The organism is Caballeronia sp. KNU42, assembly GCF_053760385.1.
On sequence record NZ_CM132389.1, the window covers coordinates 2079561 to 2099086 of the forward strand.

15 protein-coding genes and 1 pseudogene are annotated in these 19526 nt (G+C 60.2%); 3 read left to right on the plus strand and 13 right to left on the minus strand.

Features of this window, described 5'->3' with window-relative positions:
* Positions 1-51 precede the first annotated feature (51 nt).
* The 3 genes and pseudogenes from ACSOSP_RS28680 to ACSOSP_RS28690 all read left to right on the plus strand — a co-directional run bounded on the left by ACSOSP_RS28680 (position 52) and on the right by ACSOSP_RS28690 (position 3543).
* Positions 52-1101 (plus strand): phytoene/squalene synthase family protein, encoded by a 1050-nt coding sequence (locus tag ACSOSP_RS28680; RefSeq protein WP_455313699.1) that lies wholly within the window; start codon positions 52-54, stop codon positions 1099-1101.
* 78 nt (positions 1102-1179) lie between these two features.
* A pseudogene (locus tag ACSOSP_RS28685) lies at positions 1180-1349 on the plus strand (branched-chain amino acid ABC transporter substrate-binding protein); the annotation flags it as partial.
* A gap of 148 nt (positions 1350-1497) precedes the next feature.
* Positions 1498-3543 (plus strand): FUSC family protein, encoded by a 2046-nt coding sequence (locus tag ACSOSP_RS28690; RefSeq protein ID WP_455311829.1) that lies wholly within the window; start codon positions 1498-1500, stop codon positions 3541-3543.
* A 58-nt stretch (positions 3544-3601) separates the two neighbouring features.
* Here ACSOSP_RS28690 and ACSOSP_RS28695 read toward each other — a convergent pair whose 3' ends face one another.
* From ACSOSP_RS28695 to ACSOSP_RS28755, 13 genes are all read right to left on the minus strand, one after another.
* Positions 3602-4729 (minus strand): aminotransferase class V-fold PLP-dependent enzyme, encoded by a 1128-nt coding sequence (locus tag ACSOSP_RS28695; protein ID WP_455311830.1) that lies wholly within the window; start codon positions 4727-4729, stop codon positions 3602-3604.
* A gap of 12 nt (positions 4730-4741) precedes the next feature.
* Positions 4742-5065 (minus strand): hypothetical protein, encoded by a 324-nt coding sequence (locus tag ACSOSP_RS28700; protein ID WP_455311831.1) that lies wholly within the window; start codon positions 5063-5065, stop codon positions 4742-4744.
* Positions 5066-5081: 16 nt separating this feature from the next.
* Positions 5082-6215, minus strand: a complete 1134-nt coding sequence (locus ACSOSP_RS28705) for an FAD-dependent monooxygenase (protein WP_455311832.1) — start codon at positions 6213-6215, stop codon at positions 5082-5084.
* Positions 6216-6358: 143 nt separating this feature from the next.
* Positions 6359-8260, minus strand: coding sequence for a putative bifunctional diguanylate cyclase/phosphodiesterase (locus ACSOSP_RS28710; RefSeq protein ID WP_455311833.1), 1902 nt, complete (start codon positions 8258-8260; stop codon positions 6359-6361).
* 541 nt (positions 8261-8801) lie between these two features.
* Positions 8802-10037, minus strand: coding sequence for a porin (locus ACSOSP_RS28715; RefSeq protein ID WP_455311834.1), 1236 nt, complete (start codon positions 10035-10037; stop codon positions 8802-8804).
* A gap of 143 nt (positions 10038-10180) precedes the next feature.
* Positions 10181-11089, minus strand: a complete 909-nt coding sequence (locus tag ACSOSP_RS28720; RefSeq protein ID WP_455313700.1) for an SMP-30/gluconolactonase/LRE family protein — start codon at positions 11087-11089, stop codon at positions 10181-10183.
* Between the two features lie 154 nt (positions 11090-11243).
* Entirely contained in the window at positions 11244-12539 is a 1296-nt protein-coding gene (locus ACSOSP_RS28725; protein ID WP_455311835.1) for an MFS transporter, read from the minus strand.
* 465 nt (positions 12540-13004) lie between these two features.
* Entirely contained in the window at positions 13005-13796 is a 792-nt protein-coding gene (locus ACSOSP_RS28730) for a phytanoyl-CoA dioxygenase family protein (protein ID WP_455311836.1), read from the minus strand.
* A 104-nt stretch (positions 13797-13900) separates the two neighbouring features.
* Positions 13901-14728, minus strand: coding sequence for an ABC transporter permease (locus ACSOSP_RS28735; protein ID WP_455311837.1), 828 nt, complete (start codon positions 14726-14728; stop codon positions 13901-13903).
* 13 nt (positions 14729-14741) lie between these two features.
* On the minus strand, positions 14742-16004 hold the full coding sequence (locus ACSOSP_RS28740) for an ABC transporter permease (RefSeq protein WP_455313701.1): 1263 nt from the start codon (positions 16002-16004) through the stop codon (positions 14742-14744).
* A 20-nt stretch (positions 16005-16024) separates the two neighbouring features.
* Positions 16025-17089: an ABC transporter substrate-binding protein gene (locus tag ACSOSP_RS28745; RefSeq protein ID WP_455311838.1), complete on the minus strand. Its 1065-nt coding sequence runs from the start codon at positions 17087-17089 to the stop codon at positions 16025-16027.
* Between the two features lies 1 nt (position 17090).
* Positions 17091-18248, minus strand: coding sequence for an ABC transporter ATP-binding protein (locus ACSOSP_RS28750; RefSeq protein ID WP_455311839.1), 1158 nt, complete (start codon positions 18246-18248; stop codon positions 17091-17093).
* 69 nt (positions 18249-18317) lie between these two features.
* Positions 18318-19496 carry an aromatic ring-hydroxylating oxygenase subunit alpha gene (locus ACSOSP_RS28755; protein WP_455311841.1) on the minus strand — a complete coding sequence of 393 codons (1179 nt, stop codon included), beginning with the start codon at positions 19494-19496 and terminating at the stop codon, positions 18318-18320.
* Between the last annotated feature and the right edge of the window lie 30 nt (positions 19497-19526).

The window sequence follows — 19526 nt, forward strand, 5'->3', positions numbered from 1 at the left end:
GGATACAATAAAGAGCTACCCGATTCGTCCAACAACGACCTGATCCGATCAATGCGCAATCCTGCTAGAGCCGTCCTTCTCGGTCCGTTACTGAAAGGTGTTTCACGTTCCTTCTATCTCACTCTGCGCGTATTGCCCGCTGGCATGCGAGATCCGATTGGCATCGCGTATCTCCTGGCACGCGCGGCAGACACGATCGCGGATACTTCGATCGTGCCGCCGGGGCAACGGCTGGATCTGCTCCTGTCGCTTCGCAGACAGGTCAATGGCGCCTCTGACGAAGGAGCGCTGGCTCGTATTGCTGTAGAAATGGCTGGTCAGCAGACGCAGTCCGACGAAAAGGTTTTGCTTGAGTCGCTCGGTGCGGCGCTGACGGTGCTGTCTCAACTGAGCGAGTCAGATCGGCAAGCGGTACGTGGGATTGTCACTACCCTCACAAAGGGCATGGAATTTGACCTGCGTACTTTCCCCAACGAATATTCCGGGCAAATCGTTGCGCTTCAGGAATTGGACGAACTCGATCTATACACCTATATGGTCGCGGGATGCGTTGGGGAATTCTGGACACAGATGACTTACGCGCACGTGCCGGGAACATTTGATGGAGGCCCTGAAACGATGTTGGACCGCGGCATTCGTTTCGGAAAAGCGCTGCAGATGACAAATGTCTTGCGGGACTGCGGCAAAGATTTGCGCATCGGGCGCTGTTACCTTCCCGCCACGATGCTTGATCGATCCGGCTTGCGTCCGGAAGACCTGTTGCTACCGAACGCTTCGCTTCGTGCCCGCCCGCTTATGTTCGAACTGGTCCACAGGACTCTCGATCACTTCCGTGAAGCCCTCGAATACACGCTCGCTATTCCCGCGTCTTCCGTTCGACTGCGGCTTGCCTGCGTATGGCCAATCCTCATCGGGCTGAAGACGCTATTGCTCCTTGTGAACAACGATGATTGGCTGGATCCGGAAAAGGTATCCAAGGTACGACGTAACGACGTTTACCGAGTGATCGCTTATTCAGTGCCGATGGTGCTGTCGAACAAACTACTACGTATCTGGGTTGAGCGACTGATGGGAAGAGTCAGAGCCGGAATGAAAGACTGAGCGTTGGGTGTGCGTGATTGAACAGATTCACCTCGCAATTGGAATATGACATGCTGATCCGGCCGCAGTCGCTCAAGTCGCGCGGTGCTAACAAAGATCAAAGCCGAAAATCCCGATGTGATCATGTACGGTGATACTGACGCGACGGGGGGGCACTGGCTAAGCAGGCGGTGCAACTCGGATTGCGGGCGAAGATTTTAGGCGGCGATGGCATGTGCACTGAATCGTTGTCGACTCTAGCTGGCGAGTTGCACATCCTCGGATCGTTCCACGCGCACCCGGTCATAAGTGATCGACCAGGCAGGTTTTGGCGAAACGCAGCACACTGTTGGTCGTAGCACTGCGAGCCGGCCGAGCTGCCGGGCGACAGACTGATCTCCCAAGCGATATTCTCCGATGAATTTCCCTTCGCTGCGTGACTGGACTTTTTCGCTAAAGACCTTCTTCGCAGGGATGCTCGCGCTTTACATCGCGTTCTACTTCGACCTTCCGAGACCGTACTGGGCGCTGGCATCGGTCTATATTGTGTCGAACCCGTTTGTCGGTGCGACCCGGTCGAAGGCGCTTTATCGCGTGATCGGCACTGTGCTTGGCGCACTCGCCTCCATCGCCCTCGTGCCGCCTTTCGCGGAGACCCCTTATCTGTTGAGCGCGCTGATAGCGCTATGGACAGGCGTGTTCGTCTACATTTCGATCTTGACGCGAGCCGCACGCAATTACGTTTTTCTGCTCGCCAGTTATTCGCTGTCTGTCATTGCTCTGCCGGCACTGTCGAATCCGTTGAGCATCTTCGATGTGGCCGTGGCGCGAACCGAAGAGATTACGCTTGGCATCGTCTGCGCGAGCATCGTCGGCAGCGTTTTTTTCCCGAGCCGGCTCGCGCCGACACTGATCGAGCGAACGGACTCGTGGTTTCGGGACGCCGCTCTCTACGCGAACGAGTCGCTGGCGGGCCGGGTCGCTGGTGCGCTCGTTTCGGGAAGCCGGCAGAAGATGGCCTCGAGTGTCCGAGGCTTCGAATTCCTGTTGAGCCAGTTGGCCTACGATCACGTCAGTCCGGTAATTCTCGCTCGCAGCGAGGAACTGCAAGGCCGGATGCAACTGATACTGCCCATCACCGCAGCGCTCGCAGACGTGCTCGCGGCCGCGCAGAAATCGGGCCCCGACATTCCTGCGGGCTTAGGCGAACTGCTGCGCGATATCGGGCGCTGGATGGACGCGCCGCTCAGCGACGACCCCGAGCGCGAGGCGCCGCTATTGCGAAAGCGTATTGCGCAACTGGATCCGGCGCGCAACGAACCGACGACATGGCAGGCGGCATTGTTATCCAGCGCGCTCTGGCGCTTGCGGCAAATGGTCGATCTGTGGGTCGATTGCCGGACTTTACGCCTTAACATCGTTCACGGAAGAGGGGCCTGGCGGCCGCGGTTTCGTCATTGGCGGCTCGGCGCGCAGCACGCTTTTTTCGACCGGGGTCTTGCTTTGTTCTCCGCCAGCTCGGCGGCGCTGGTCATCTTCGTTTCGTCGTGCCTGTGGATTGCTTCGGGATGGCAGGAAGGTGCGGCAGCGGTGTCGTTGGGCGCTATCGGCGTCTGCTTTTTCGCCGCGCTGGACGAACCCGTGCCCATGATGATTACTTTCCTGAAGTGCGCGGCGATGGGCGTCGTTATTTCGGCGTTCTATCTGTTTGTCGTGTTGCCGAGTGGCCAGGATTTCCCTTTGCTGGTCATTTTCTTCTCGTTCCTGTTTGTTCCGCTTGGGCTGTTGATGCCACGTCCGAAATGGGCGTTGATTTCGACGCTCGTAGCGTTGACGACCGCGACCTTTCTCGGTATCGACAACGCCTATGACGCCAACATCCTGAACTTCCTGAATGCCAATCTCGCGGGGCTGGCCGGCGTGATTTTCGCTTCGGTGATGACAGGGGTCATCCGCCCGTTCGGAACGGATGCGGCGACGGCACGACTGACCCGGTCCAGCTGGAAGGATGTCGTTTTAAGCGGGACCGCTCTATCGATGGATCAGCAACGCGATCTGAACGCACGCATGCTCGACCGGCTCGTGCAGTTGATTCCGCGCGTGGCGCCGAGCGACGACTACAAGCACCCGTCCACTGAAAGCCTGCGCGACATGCGCATTGCGCTCAATACACTCGACCTGCGCAGACTCTCGGGCAAGTTTTCTGGAGAGTTGCCGGTCGTATTGAATCGTGTGCTTGACGAAGTGCGATCGCACTATGAACGATGCCTCGAATCCGGCGAGCGCCAAAGCGTACCGTCGACTCTTGCGGCCGACGTCGATGCCGCCATAGCGCGGATCATTGCTGACTTTGCGGCCGACCCTGATGCGCCTGGCTACAGGCGGCGCAAAGGTGCGCTGCATGCGCTCATCGGACTGCGCCTGTCGCTGTTCCCAGGCGCGGCGCCTGACGACGCGTCCTGATCGGTGAGCGGTCGCGAGGACGAGCATTACGCCCATCCTCCGCAAAACAAAACCCGCTCTAAAGAATACGGTCCAGCGCCTTCGCGAGCCTGTCCACTGCCCCCTCGACGTCTCGCAGTTTGTCCAAGCCGAATAATCCGATGCGGAAGGTCTTGAAATCTGCAGGCTCATCGCATTGAAGGGGAACGCCGGGCGCGATCTGCAAGCCGGCATCAGCGAACTTCTTGCCGGATCGTATTCCGTCGTCGTCCGTGTAGCTGACTACAACGCCCGGAGCTTCAAAACCTTCCGCCGCCACACTCTTGAAACCCTTGTCAGCGAGAAGTGAGCGGACGCGCTTGCCGAGTTCGAGTTGCTCCGCTCTCACTTTATCGAAGCCGTATGCATCGGTCTCTTTCATGACGTCACGCAGCGTCGCGAGACCGTCCGTGGGCATCGTGGCGTGGTACGCGAACCCGCCGTTCTCGTAGGCTTCCATGATTTGCAGCCATTTGCGAAGATCGCAAGCGAAACTGGTGCTGGTCGTTGCGTCGATTCTTTCGCGGGCGAGCGGGCTAAGCATGACCAGCCCGCAGCACGGTGACGCGCTCCATCCCTTTTGCGGCGCGCTGATCAGGACGTCCACGCCGCACTCGTTCATATCGACCCAGACCGTGCCGGAAGCGATGCAATCCAGTACAAACATGCCGCCGACGGCATGCACAGCGTCGGCCACCGCGCGCAAATAAGCGTCCGGCAGCATGATCCCGGATGCAGTTTCGACATGCGGTGCAAAGACCAGATCCGGCTTGTTTTCCCTGATCGCCGTGACCACATCTTCGATCGGCGGCGGTGCATAGGCCGCCTGCCTCCCTGGTTCGACCGGACGCGCCTTCAGCACGATCGATTCAGACGGAATGCCGCCCATGTCGAAAATCTGCGACCAGCGAAAACTGAACCAGCCATTGCGGATGACCAGACACTTCCTGTTCGTCGCAAACTGCCGGGCAACGGCTTCCATGCCGAAAGTCCCGCTGCCCGGGACGACAACGGCCGACTTCGCGTTGTAGACTTTTTTCAGGGAATCGGAAATATCGCGCACGACTCCTTGAAAGAGCTGCGACATATGATTGATTGATCGGTCGGTGTATACGACTGAATATTCGAGGAGTCCCTCGCGGTCGACATCGGGAAGTAGGCCTGGCACGTTTGTCTCCGGTTACAGACGAATATGATGATCGAAAACAGATTCTAACGAAAGCGACCTGTGGCTGAGGCAAAAAAGCATTTTGGCGTTGGTGCAGTTGTACCAGATCGCGAATGCCGCTTGATCGGGGCATCGTTTTATTCGTTGGTTTGCGCACGCATGAAGTTGTGAGGCCGCTGTGTAGTGCTGTTTCTGTCCGTTGGTTTCCAGCAAGAAATCTGGATGATAGTAATGGGAGATCAATAAGGCATCCTTTTTAATTGCCATCTCACTGAACATCTCTTGCAGACGTTGTTTAGCGGAAAAGGAAAAGGAAGACGAAAAGGCAGCGGCCATGACGGATCCTCGACGGCTACACCAACTCGGTGAGCAAATCCCCAAGGTCAATACCGTTCTTCGCCTCGGTCATCAAATCATCGGGCACGGGGCCTTCGCGGCTAAGGTCGACAAGTGCCTGATTCAGATTCACATACGGCCGCACGCGATGTTCGTATGCGGCAAAGGCTTGCGCCGGATGATCCCAGTTCCGGACCAACTCGCGAACCAGCACAAAAGCGCCGACGAGTGCGAGGCTCGTGCCTTGACCCGAGAATGGCGACGCACAGTGCGCCGCGTCACCGGCAAGCACGACGCGGCCTTTAGACCACGACGGCATGCGGATCTGTGCAAGCTCGTTGTAGTAAAACTGATCGGTCACTTTCATCGCGTCGATGAAGCGGGGGAAATCGCCTTTCAAATGAGCACACTGGCCAGCCACCAGTCGCTTTTGCGCTTCCGTATCGCCTCGCGCCACCGCGGGCTCGGGTATCGCGAAACCAACGCCAATCCGGAGTTCGCGCTTGTCGTGGCTTGGATAGATGACGTAGCCGACGCCGCCCTCGCGATGCCCGAGTTGCCAATCGATCAGACCAATCAGGTTGGGCGTCGAAAAAAGAGCGAGCACCACTCCCAACGGAGCGACAACCGTGGGTTCATCGTCGAAACATTGCTTGCGGACGTTGGAGTAGATTCCGTCAGCGCCAATCAGCAGATCGAATTGCCTGTCCAGGCCGGATGCGAATGTCACCACCACGCGATCACCCTGATCATCGATCGAGCGAATGCTGTCGTCGTAGATGAATTCGACACGGCCGCTCATCGCGCCCATCAGAAGTTCGCAAAGATCATCGCGGAAAATTTCAATGTCATCGCTGTCGAGCCGGCCGGCACTGAAGGTGCGTTCTTCGGTACGTTGCGTCTCGTTGCCGTCGGCGTCGAGCATCGACATGCCCTTGAGCTGTGTCCGCAATGCGCGTGCGTCGTCAAGCAATTTCATTGCGTTGACCACATCGAGCGCGACACCACGGATGTCGACAGCCTGGCCGCCTCGGCGAAATTCCGAGGAGCGCTCAACCAGCGTGGTAGTGAATCCCTCGCGATCGAGCCAGTAAGCCAGCGCCAGGCCGGCGACGCCGGCACCAGAGATTAAGACCTTGCCATTCATCATCAACCTCGTCATCGTTCTGGATGCAGGGGCAAAATGAGCTGCGCGCAGGCTTAAAGACTTGCGCTCCGACTTGCCGGCGTCGGCGATAAAGTATATGAAAAACCAGGCTGGATCGCGGGAATTTCCGGCAGGCCACCGACCGCTCAGATTTGCGAAATGCCGTCCGCTCGTTCCGAGCGGCCGAGGAAAAAGCCCTGCGCGCTGGTACATCCGGAGGCCCGGACAAAGCTCAGTTGCTCGTGCGTTTCGATGCCTTCTGCCGTAGTGGGAATGCCCAGCTCATGGGCTAGCGCCACGATGCCGCGAATCACCGCCGCCGACTCCCGCCGATGAATGGCTTCGCGCACAAACGAGCTGTCGATCTTCAGCGTGTCGAACGAAAAGCGGCATAGATTGGACAGCGTGGAAAAGCCCGTTCCGAAATCGTCGAGCGCGAGTCCGATACCCATCGCGCGAAGTTTTTCAACGTTGCGCCGGGTCGGGACATCGTCGGTCATGAGCACGGTTTCCGTGACCTCGATGTTCAGCCGCGAAGGCGGCAACCCCGACTCCTGCATGACCGCCGCAACCAGGTCCGCGAATGAATCTTCCCGCAATTGCACCGGCGACACGTTCACCGCCACGACCACCGGCTCTCGCCAGCGGGCCGCTTCCGTGCAGGAGCGCCGGAGCACCCATTCACCCAGCGGCAGGATCAGGCCCGTCCGCTCTGCAATGGGAACGAAGGTCGTGGGCGGCAACTCGCCTCGCGTGGGATGGGTCCACCGGACTAGTGCTTCCCGGCCGGTGACGAGCCCGCTGGCCAGATTGACGATCGGCTGATATTCCATCCGCAAGCCGCTGCCGAATGATTGAAGCGCGCCTTCCAGGTCGCTTCGCAGCAGGCTCAGGCTGTCGTCGGAGGCGTGCGCCTTGGCATCGAATACGGCAAAGGCGCTCTTGCCGCTGCGCTTGACTGCGTACAACGCGCGGTCGGCGCATATCAACAGTTGTGGCCCCGTTTCCCCATGTTCGGGATACTGCGAGATTCCGACGCTTGCGCCAATCCGCACCAGCGCCTCGTTAAGCACGAATGGACGCGCCAGGGTTTTCACGATCTGATCCGCCAGCAGCCGGACCTCTTCGCTGATGGCGGCGTCGCTGGAGATGGCGACGAATTCATCGCCCGCCAGACGGCCGACAACGTCCCCTTGGCGCAACACCGCTCGCAAGCGCTTGGCGGATTCCTGAAGCACCAGGTCGCCGGCGGCGTGCCCGAGGCTGTCGTTGATTGCCTTGAAACCATCGAGATCGATGAGAAGCACCGCGAAGGACCCGGGCCTGACCGCCGGCTCGGTATCGGTACGGTTCAGCAGGAGTTCGCTGATGCGGGCGCGATTCGGCAGGCCCGTGAGGCTGTCGTGACGGGCGAGGCGGTTGCTGGTTTCCTGCGCGAGCAGTAGCGCTACGGTGTCCTTGTTGCTGCGGATAGCGACCGTGAAAAAGCCGGCAGCGCAAAACGGCGCCTGGAACAGCAAGACGATTTTTCCAGAAGACGGGGACAGCGCGGCGCCAATTGCAAGCAGGGTAAAGATGACCGAGATCTGGATCAGGACGAGCCGGGGTACGCCTGCGTTGCGGCCGGCCAGCCCGCCCACCACGCCAACCGCGCAAACGTTGCCTAGCAGGAAAAGCGTCTGGTCTCCGCTGATATTGCACAGCAGGGCGCCGAGTCCGAGAAGCGCGCTCCACAGGATGCTGGCGAGCAGGAACAGCGATGTCGGCGTGGGCTCGTTGCGCTCGCTGCGCTTGCAACAGATGGCGATCAGAGACAGCCGCACGATCAGGAGTGCGATCACGCCGAGCGTCCATAACGCGTAGCCCACGTTCGGATAAAGATAATAGGCGGTGGCGCAAACGCTGATCTCGCACACTGACGCCATCGCGATGGACGCCGTCCTGGTGAACAGGTTTGACAGCAATATCTGTCGATTATCTGCGCTCAGGTCTTGAGCGGATCCTACTAGCCATTTGAAAAACGGCAACCTCGGTTCACTAAACGCCATGGCATGCGCAATATAGGTAGGTACTTGGTTATCGGCGCGACTGGCTTTTTTCTGATCCGTAATTATCCCGGTAAATGTGTCCGTTGCTCGAATAATCTGATGTTACGCCCGAGCGACTTGGGCGGATATCGGGAAAACAGAGGGCGCATGTGTGACGGACGCTCCAGCCAAGCCAGGACTGGTAGCGGGTCAGGCGGAAAACATCGGGAGGAAGACCGAGGCGGCAAGAGGCAATCTGGCTTAGGGAAAATAATGCCGATCGACGTTTTTTTGCGCCGCCGCATGACAATCCGCGGCGAATGAGAACGAGATGCCAGTGTTGAACTGCGCGTTCGCCTTGCGTCGAAGACAAAATGCAGGGAATCGAGAAGGGCTACGCTGCGCAGCAAGTGGCGTTAGCCTGTCGCCGGGCCAATGGCGACTGAGTTGAACGAGTTGGACCGGGCACTTGCCGAAGCATGCGCGACGAGTACTTATCAGAGTCGTACGTCACTTGGACGCGGCGCACTGCCTAAGAAGTGCACCGCGTTGCCGCGTCAAATCAGAACCGATGGATGATGCCGACACCCGCAGCAAACTGGCTGGGAGATGAGGACGGCGCGGATTGATAGCCGTCGCCAACCGTCGCGGTCGCGTTGATGATGCTGCTCGCGCCAGCCGTTCCGAGTGTCTTTCCGTTCGCGCGCTGATAGGCCTGCAATGCATAGAGGCCGGTGCGTTTGGAGAGCGAATAGTATTCGGACAGGTTGAACTGTTGGTACTGCGCGGAGCTGGTGATGCCGTTGGCTTTCGTCGCACGCGTATAGCTGTAGCCGGTAGCCAGGTCGAGCAGCGGCAATGCCTTCCAGTGCAGCACCGCGCCGCCCGTATTGAAGATCGCCGTGGTCTTGAAGCTCGAGTTGATACCGGGGATGTACTGCACGTTCGAGTACGACAAGGAGATATCCAGCGTCTGCGTGAACGTATAACCGCTCGTCACGGCAATTCGCTGCTGCGCCTGCGCGGTCTGATATCCGTTCGTGATCGCCGATACGCCCGACTGGCCCGCGGAATTGGTGGTGGAGTCCGTACCAAAAGCACCGCCGCCCGGGGTCGAGTTGTTGATCCGCGTGATACCCGCGGCAATTCCGAACGGGCCGTTGAGGTACTGGAGCGCACCGCTCCATGTCGAGCCCTGGTTCACGCTGCCTGGAACGCCGGCAAACGAATACGAACCGCTGGCAGTGAAGCCGAACAGTTTGGGCGACGTGTACACGAGCGAATTATTGGCGCGATAGATCGTGTCCATTTCGTCGAGGTCGCCCGGATGGGCACCGAACGCGCCGGTAAGCCAGTTCGTCGGGCTATAGGGCGAAAGCAGCGTGTAGTAGGACGTGTATTGACGGCCGGCGGTGAACGTACCGTAGACCGGATTCGTCAAGCCGACCCATGCCTGCCGGCCGAACATGGCGTTCGTGTATTGCTGGGCGCCCGACGCCGCGTTAAAACCCGACTCCAGCTGGAAGATGGTCTTGGTGCCGCCGCCCAGGTCTTCCGAGCCCTTGAGGCCGAAGCGGCTGCCTGCCCAGATACCGGAAGCCATTTTTATGTTGGAACGTCCGCCCTTGTTTGAACCCAGCGTCGTCTGGCTGCTCTGGTAGGACATGGAGTCATCGACAATACCGTACAGCGTCACGCTGTTTTGAGCGAAGACCGGCGAGGCGAGGGTAGCGAGGCTGATCAATACGGCTTTGTTGACCGCTTTGTTGACGGCTTTTTTCGTGTGGCGTGACTGCATGTCTTATTTCCTCTTGTTGTGTGAATGATTGCGACGTGGCCAGCAACGTCGCGGGCTTTTCCTGCTTGCATAACGAAATTGCTCAACGGCACACTACTTTCAGGCGATGTCTCCCGAATCGCCTGGAGATTCATCGGTAATCCTTATAGAATTCCTCCGTAACCGGATTCCGGAGCACCACGGACACCCGGACGCACCGCAAGCAGATGACCGTCGTGTTCGTTCGCGTTGCTCGCCGGACGAATCGATGTAACAAAGAGCGTGTCGAGTTCGCGGCCGCCAAACGTGCACATCGAGGGTTTCGTGACCGGCAGCGCAATGCTTCGGTCCAGGCGGCCGTCAGGCGTGAAACGCAGCAACAGACCCGCGTCGTTGGCGCAGGTCCAGTAGCAGCCGTTGGTGTCGACAGCCGCGCCGTCCGGGCGGCCCGCAAACTGGTTCAGGTCGGCAAAGACGCGACGGTTACGCGGTTCGCCGGTATCGACGTCGTAGTCGAACGCCCAGACGAGCCTGCGCGCCGGATGCGAATCGGAGAGATACATCGTCGTGCCTTGCGGCGACCAGGCGAGTCCGTTCTGCACGATCAGCCCATCGACAATGGACGCGGACAGAGTGCCGTCGATGTCGTATCGGTACAGCGAGCCGGCCGGGTTGGCGGCAGCCATTTCCTGGACCATCGTGCCGGCCCAGAAGCGGCCTTGACGATCGCAGCGGCCGTCGTTGAAGCGCATGCCCGGCAGCGGAAAAACCGGTGCCGCGAGCTTGCGTACACTCGCTTCATGCGCAGCCGGCAGCGTAACCGCGAAGAGTCCCGACTCGCATCCGGCGAGCACGATGCCGTGACGGTCGAAGGTGATGCAGGCCACTTTTTCGGGCAAGCGCCACTCGGTGCGCTTGACCTCGCCCACGACCAATCGAGCGATCTTGCGGGCGGGGATATCGACCCAATACAACGCTTGTTCCTGTTCCCGCCAGACCGGGCTTTCGCCTACTTCGCAAGGTGCCTGATCCGCGGCTTCGAGGCGTTCGACCGCCAGTGTTTCGGGTTGCATGTTGTTCATGACGAGGGTCTCACCGGCCAGTGCAGCCGGCTCATTACTGTGGGCAATTTCGCGCAGATGTGGCTAAGCGCGGCGTTCAAGACGGGCGTCGAGCCGGTGCGATGCGCGCTTCGCTTCGCGCATCACAACGCACCGTGACCACGCGCTAGGCACCGGCCGGACTCGGAAGGTTGGCCTCCGTGCTGCGATTGACCAGCGCAGGCCGCACCAGCGTCCAGAGCAGGGCGACGCCGATCAGGTCGCCGAAGCCGAGCGCGACGAAGAACGGTGCATAGCCGATGGTCGCGACCAGCCCGCCGATCACAAGCGTGAAGATCAGGTTGCCGAGCCCCGCTGACAGTCCCGCGAAGCCCGTGACGGTTGCCACTTCACGACGCGGGAAGAGGTCGGCGGACATCGAAATGACCGCGACGGAAAGCGTCTGGTGCGCGAAGCCGCCGAGGCACAGCAGGAAGATTGCCATCCCCGGGTCTTTTACATAGCCCACGCCTGCCATGGAGATCATGATCAACGCGCCGATCGTGAAGACAATGCGCTTGCCGTTGATCACGGCAATGTTGAAGCGCTTGTTGAGGAACAGCGAAATCGATCCGCCCATCAGGCAGCCCACGTCCGCCGCCACGAACGGCAGCCACGCTGTCATGGCAATGGCCTTGAGGTCGAAGCCGCGTGCCTGATGCAGGTAGAGGGGCATCCAGAACACGAGCGTGGTCCACACCGGATCGGCGAAAAAGCGCGGCAGCGCGATGCCCCAGAAGTTGCGTTGCCTGAAGATCGCGCGCAGGTTGGGTTTGGCGCCGTTGTCGGAGAGTTCGGCGTGCTCACCTTCAACGATGTACGCCGCTTCCGTTGCAGTGAGCGCCTTGTGCTCGCTCGGGTGCCGGTAGAACACGATCCACAGCACTGCCCATACGAGGCCAAGGCAGCCTGCGATGACGAAGGCCATCTCCCAGTTGTACTTGAGGATCGACCAGGCGATCAGCGGCGGCGCGGCGATGGCGCCAATCGATGTGCCGATGTTGAAGATGCCTGCCGCCAACCCGCGTTCACGTGCGGGGAACCAGAACGCGGCCATGCGCATGCCGGCTGGAATGAACGATGCCTCGGCCAGCCCGAGCAAACCACGCAGCACGAAAAGGCCGACCCAGCCGCTTGCAAAACCATGGGCGATACACACCACCGACCATGCGACGCCGCAGATCAGGAAGCCGAAGCGCAGGCCGATCCGGTCCATCAGGTAGCCCGTCACCGGACCGCCAAGCGGGTACATCACGAAGAACGCGCCGGTAATCCAGCCGTACTGGGCGGTGCTGACGTGCAGGTCCTGCATGACCGTGGGAGCGGCGACGCTCAGCGAACTGCGCGCCAGATAGTTCATGACCGTGCCGAGGGTCAGCAGGCCGATCATCCACCAGCGCAGCCCTCTCAGTTTGATTGCCATGTCGGTTGTCTCCGGTTTTTGTTTTGTCAGCCGCTCGGACGGCTGCGGTCGCTGCGTGCGCGTTCGGCGTTCTTCATCCGACCCATTCGGGTTCGATGACAAGGCGCAACTTTCGCAGCGGAAAGGTATGTTGGTGATCTGAGCGCATCGTATGTCAGATGACTTATCTCGTGCAACATGCGCGACATCAACGTTTACACCAGTAATATCTTCTGCGGATTTCTGATTTTTGCGCTTATTAGTCGTTAATATGATCAGAGACTGCAGCCGAGGCCGCTTTGGTTTAGTTGAGCGTGGATTTAATATCAAATGACGTCAGACAACAAAGGGCTTTTACTAAGGCTTTCAAACGGGTATCGCCGGCGAATTCAGCCTGAGATTGAGCGCCCCAGGACGCCGGACGAACCCGGTTACAAAGCCTGTGTTGCTAAAGAAAGACAGTGCTACTTGGATAAGACCCGGAACCTAAACAATAAACGGAAACTCCCCTTCGGGCAGTGGATCACCGGAAGCAAGCCTGCCAACCAGCTCCGGATACGGCGGTGACGTCTCGCCGCCCCGATCCACGTAGTGCGCGCCATCGCCGAGCCACCGGAACGACACGACTCGCCGCGACTGCTGGCCCCCAACATTACCCGGCGCGCCATGCACCGTATGAAAGTCAAACGCGATGGCGTCTCCCGGCTCCAGATCCCAGCCGAGGATCCGATAAGCATCCCGGTTTGCATCGATGTCCGGCATCTCTTCCAGCCGATCCGATTTATGGTCATACGCCACGCCGCTGAACTTGCGCGGACGGAACAGCTTTCCCCATTTGTGCGACCCGGCCACGAATTCAACGCATGTCTCACGCGGCACCGGATCGAGTGGAATCCATAGACTGACCGCTTGCTCGGCGCTCACGCAGTAGTAGGGCTCATCGTGATGCCATGGCGTGAGCTTCGCCGCGCCGGCTTCCTTCACCAGCACATGTTCGTGAAAGATGCGTGCACGCTGCGAGCCCATCAAAGCCTGAGCCACCGATGCAGCCGGACTGTGCTCGACGAAATCCTTGAACGGCTCGATGCGCTGCCAGTTGCAGTAGTCGCCGAAGAAGCGGCCGGTCGTTTTCTCGGGCGTGTAGTTCCTGAACGAAGGTCCCGGATGAGTGGCGTTATATTCGACGCCCGCGCGCAGAGGCTCAACCCAGTCCTTGAACACTCCGCGCAAGACGGCGGCGCCGTCCAGCTCAAACGCTTCCCGTTCTGTTGCCAGCATGCTGCTCTCCTTTAATGTTTAATCAAGCGGCGTCATGCGTCGGGTCTCCTGCCGACGCGATCGTCACTAGCGATAAAAGACAAACACCCGCTCCCTTGAAGCCTTCAGCTTCCCGGCAACGCCGCTGCGGCGCTGCGTCCGCGAAGCCAGTTGATGCTGGTGAACAGCGCCACCGCAAAGAGGATCAGCATGGTGGCGACAGCGAGTATCGACGGATCGATGGAATCGCGAATGCCGCTCCACATCTGCCGTGGAACGGTTCGCTGATCCGGGCCGCCGATAAAAAGAATCACGATGACTTCATCGAACGAGGTGGCAAACGCAAAGACGCTGCCTGTCGCCACGGCCGGCGCGATCAACGGCAACGTGACGCGCCGAAAGGCGATCCATGGAGTCGCCCCGAGTCCCGACGCCGCACGAATGAGACTCTGGTCAAACGAGAGCAGGGACGCCGTCACGGTGATCACCACGAACGGCGTGCCGAGCGCAGCATGCGCAAGCACCACGCCCACGTAGGAGTTGACCAGACCGAGCGGGGCGAAGACCAGATAGAACCCGGCGGCAACGACCACGATGGGGATGATCATCGGCGAGATGAGCAGCGGCATGATGACCGCGCGAAACGGAAAGTTCGCGCGGCTCAGGCCCAGCGCCGCGAGCGTGCCGAGGCAGGTGGCAAGCACCGTGGACGCGGCGCCTATGCCGATACTGTTGAAGAACGCACGTTGCCAGTCGCTGCTGCCGAGCGCTTTGGCGTACCAATGCAGCGAGAAGCCTTGCATCGGATAAGAGAAGTACGAACCGGTGTTGAACGACAGCGGCACGATGGCCAGAATGGGCGCGATCAGGAAGAACAGGATGAGCGCTGAATGCACGCGCAACCACTTCGACGCTATGCGTTCGGAGAGCACGAGATGGCGCTGGCTTTGCATGAGTCCTTCTCCCTTAGCCGAAGCGCAGCCGGTCGATGCCGACAAGCCGGTTGAACACAAAATAGAACACGGCCGTGAAGATCACCAGATACGCCGACAACGCGCCGGCAAGCCCCCAGTTAAGCTGTTCGTTCGTCTGCGTCGCAATCAACTGGCTGATCATTTCGTCGCCGGCTCCCCCCAGCAACGCAGGCGTGATGTAGTAACCCAGCGCGAGCACGAACACGAGGAAACAGCCTGCGCCGACACCCGGCAAAGTCTGCGGCACATAGATGCGGATGAACGCCGTGACCGGATGCGCGCCGAGCGATTGCGCTGCGCGCATGTAGACCGGCGACACGCTCTTCATGACCGAATAGATCGCGAGGATCATGTAGGGCAGGAGAATATGCGTCATGCCGATCAGCACGCCGGTTCGATTGAACAAGAGCGGCAGGGGATGGCTCACGAGACCCAGCCCCACGAGCATGCTGTTGATGACGCCGCTCGGTTGCAAGAGGACGTACCACGCGGTCGTGCGCACGAGCAGCGACGTCCAGAACGGCACGATCACCAGCAGCATCAGGCGATTGCTTTTGGCGGCCGGCAAGGTGGCGAGCAGATACGCGACCGGATAACCCATCACGAGGCACAACAGCGTGACCGATGCACTGATCCACACGGTGCGCGCAAACGCGCTGACGAACACCGAGCTCTCAGCGGGCAGGGACGCGATCGACCCTTCAGGCGTGACGGTGGCGTCCACAGCGCCCAACAGATAATCAGGCGTAGGCGAGACAGCGGAGCGCTTCAGGATGCGCCAGATGTCATGCGTACCCCAGCGCGGATCGAGTTCGATCAATGCCGGTTTCCAGGCGGGTGGCGCAGTCTCGGGCAACTGTCGCGCGGTCCGCATCAACAAGCTGCGAAACTCCGGCAAATAGAAATTCAGCCGCCGCGCCACGGTTCCCAATTGTCCTTCCGCAGACGCCCGGCGCATATCGGCCGCCAGGATGGCAAAGGTATGCTCGTCGGGCACACCTTCGCCGTTCCACGCCTTGAGCGCCTGTGACAGTGCCGGCAGATTCACCGGCACTTCGCGATTCTCGACACTGCGAGAAAGCAGGATCGCGATCGGCGCAATGAAGGTGGCGAGCAGGAACAACAGCAGCGGCAGCGCAAGCAGGAGCGCCTGGACCGACGCCCGGCGACGCGTCCTGGCGTACGCCGCGCGGCCGTCGGCCCCGAACCCCGTGGAGGGTTCGCGCTCAGCCGGTTCCTGCAGATTGCTGGTCACTGTCACGGTCACGGGTCGCCTTACTGTGTCAGCCAGACCTGGAAGCGCTTGTTGATCTGGTCGGCGTTATCCGCCCAGAAGCTCGCGTTGATCTGCAGCGCATGCTTGAAGTTCGCGGGAGCCGTCGGCAAGTCGTTCAGGCGATCCTTGGCAATCAACGGAATCGCATCCTTGCGTGGCGGCGCGTAAGCAATGTACTTCGTCAGGTCTGCGTAGCTTTGTGCGGTCGAGGCGGATGCGATGAACTTGGCCGCTGCGTCGCCGTTCTTCGCGCCCATGGGAATGCCCCACCATTCGAAGTCATAGACCTGGCCGTCCCACACTGACACGAATGGCTTGTGGTCCTTGTGCACCGCGTCGTCAATACGCCCGTTATAGACTTGCGTCATGACCACCGCGCCGTCGGAGAGCAATTGCGGCGGCTGCGCGCCGGCTTCCCACCAGACGATGCTCGGCTTGATCGTGTCGAGTTTCTTGAACGCGCGGTCGACGCCGGCGGGCGTGCCGAGCACCTTGTACACATCAGTCGTTTTCACGCCATCGGCGAGCAACGCCCATTCGAGCGTCACCTTCGGCGACTTGCGCAAGCCGCGTTTGCCAGGGTATTTCGTCAGGTCGAAGAAGTCGTTGATCGTGGTCGGCGGGGTCTTGAGCTTGGTTGTGTCGTAGGCGTACACCGTCGACCAGACCATGGCGGCTACCGCGCAATCCATGATCGAACCGGGGATGAAAGCGCTGGTGTTGCCGAGCGACTTGCGGTCGATCTTGCGCAACAAGCCTTCGTCGCAACCGGTGATGGCGTCGTTGGATTCAAGGTCGATCAAGTCCCAGGTCGGGTTCTTGGCCTGTTCCATGGCGGACAGCTTGGCGAGGCCGCCGTCGTACGATTCCGTCGAGAAGCCGATGCCGGTCGCTGCCGTGAACGGTTCGAAGAACGCTTTCTTCGCCGCGGCCTCGTAAGCGCCGCCGAAGGTCACGACCGAGATGGTATCGGCTGCATGCGCGGTCGCGCAAAACAAGCTGGCTGCTGCAACGGTGAGTCCGGCGATGCCCGTCAGACCGGTTCGAACGAGTGTTGCTTTCATGTTAGTGGACTCCTGCGGTGATGGACGGAGCAGGGCCGCGGGTAACTGCAGCGGCCGTTGCGAGGATCTTGCAATCATCGTGGCGCCATGCCACGGCGGTTGCACTGCCGAGTGACGGAAGATCGTGGTGCTGCGTATTCGGGACTTTGACGATGAGGTTATCGCCATGACCAAGCTCCCCGAGTTTCAAGTGAACGCGGTGATGATCGCCGCAATACACGAGTTCTTCCACGCGCGCGCTCACCACATTGGTGTCCGCAGCGTTCTGCCCGGCGTCAGCGGACGCTATGTGCGCGCGCTCGGGGCGCAGCGCCAGCATCGCTTCCTCGCCGTTGCGCAGGCCCCGCCCGCAGCGGCCGCGAATGACCGCGCCGCCCGGCAGTTCCAGCGTCGCCCAGCTTGTGTCTTGATCGAGCACACGACCCGTCAGGCCGTTGTTCTCGCCGACGAAATTCGCCACGAACGCGTTGTGCGCGTTTTCATAAAGTTCGGTGGGGGTGGCCGCCTGCTGGATGCGGCCGTCGGAGAACACGGCGACCCGGTCCGACATGGTCAACGCCTCCGCCTGGTCATGCGTCACATACACCACCGTCAATCCCAATTCGCGATGCAGCCGCATGATTTCGTATTGCATGGTTTCGCGCAGACGCTTGTCGAGTGCGCCGAGCGGTTCGTCCATCAGCACCACGCTCGGCTCGAACACAAGCGCACGGGCGAGGGCGACACGCTGCTGCTGTCCGCCGGACAACTGCGACGGCCGGCGGGAAGCCAGTTGCGGCAACTCGACCATCTCCAGCGCCCGCTTCACGCGCGCCTTTTGTTCTGCTTTGCCGATACCTCTTACCGACAACGGAAACGCGACGTTCTGTTCGATCGTGAGGTGAGGGAAGAGTGCGTAGTTCTGGAACACCATGCCGATGTCGCGCTGATGCGGCGGTTTATCGTCGAGGCGTTTCCCGTTCAGGCGGATCTCTCCCTGCGTCGCGGATTCGAAGCCGGCAAGCATCATCAACGTGGTTGTCTTGCCGGAACCGGACGGTCCGAGCAGCGAGACGAATTCGCCTTTCGCGACGTCGAGATCGAGCCCTTCCACGACGTAATGAACGCCGTCATACGTCTTGCTCACGCCCGCGAAGGAGATGAAGGAGTGGGTTGACATCGTGTCGTGGGCTCCGGGTTTCAGATCGGTGTTGCGTTGCGTGTTGCGTCGTGCGCTTTAAGTCGTGTTTCAGGCAAGCTGCTTCGCGAGATAACGCGCGAAGTCGTAGTTCGGCCGTTCGAGGTGACTGAGATGGCCGGGTTTTGCAAGCGGCGCTTGCACGCCGCGGAACACAGCCTGCACGCCACGCCGGTCTTCCTCGTTGACCGCATCCAGCAACTCTTTGAGCGACGCCATGTATTGCGCGGCCTTTGGATCCGCGATGAACTCAGGCGCCAGCCCGCCGCCGAAGCGGATATGAACGCGGCTCGTGCCCAGCGGCTGCAGCACGAGATACCAGAAATAGCCCGGCGTCAGCGTGACAAGATGGGTCGGGTAGATCGCGATCAGCGCGGTCGTCTTGCGCCAGTGCCCTTGAAGACGCTGGTTTTCCGGATGCGCCTGACCAATTGGCAGGGAAGCTTCCTTGGTGATCCAGTGGTAGTTGAACGCATCGTGGCCGGCTGGGCATTCCATTTCGTCGAGGCGCGAATGCGGCCCGACAGTCGCCCGATGCAGCATGGGCAGGTGGTAACTCTCCATGAAGTTTTCGGCGAGGATTTTCCAGTTCGTATCCCACACGTGCTCTTCGTAGAACGTTTCCTTGTAATCGGTCATGCCATAGTCGGCAATCAGGTCCGTGAGGCCGGCAAGCTGCTCCGAAACCGGCGGCGCATCCGCGTCGAGCGTGACGTAGATCCAGCCTTGCCATGCTTCGCATCGCACCGTGGGTAATCGATAGCTTTCCTTACAAAATCCGCTTTGACGCTCCATCATGGGGGCGCCGTGGAGCTTGCCGTCGAGCGTGTAATTCCATGCGTGATAGGGACACACGATGCGCCTGGTGTTGCCGCGCCCTTCGAGCAACACCGACATCCGATGCAGGCACACATTGGAGAAAGCCTTCAGTTCCAGATGCTCGTCGCGCAGGACGACGATCGGCTGTCCGTCGATATCCGCTGTGAGATAGTCGCCCGCTCCGCCAAGCGCACTCGCACGGCCGACGCACAGCCATTCGCGGCGAAAAATGCGTTCCTGTTCCAGCGCCAGGAAATCGGGTGATGTGTAGACGGCGGGCGGCATCGAGCGTGCATCGCTGAACGGGCGTTCGCAGTTGACCTGCAACTGGCGGACGATTTCCTGGCCAGCGCCGGAGGCTGTCGACGCCGCTGTCGACGTTACCGCCGAGGATGCCGTTGAAGAACCCATCGCGCCTCCCTGTCCCACTCAGTGAATGTC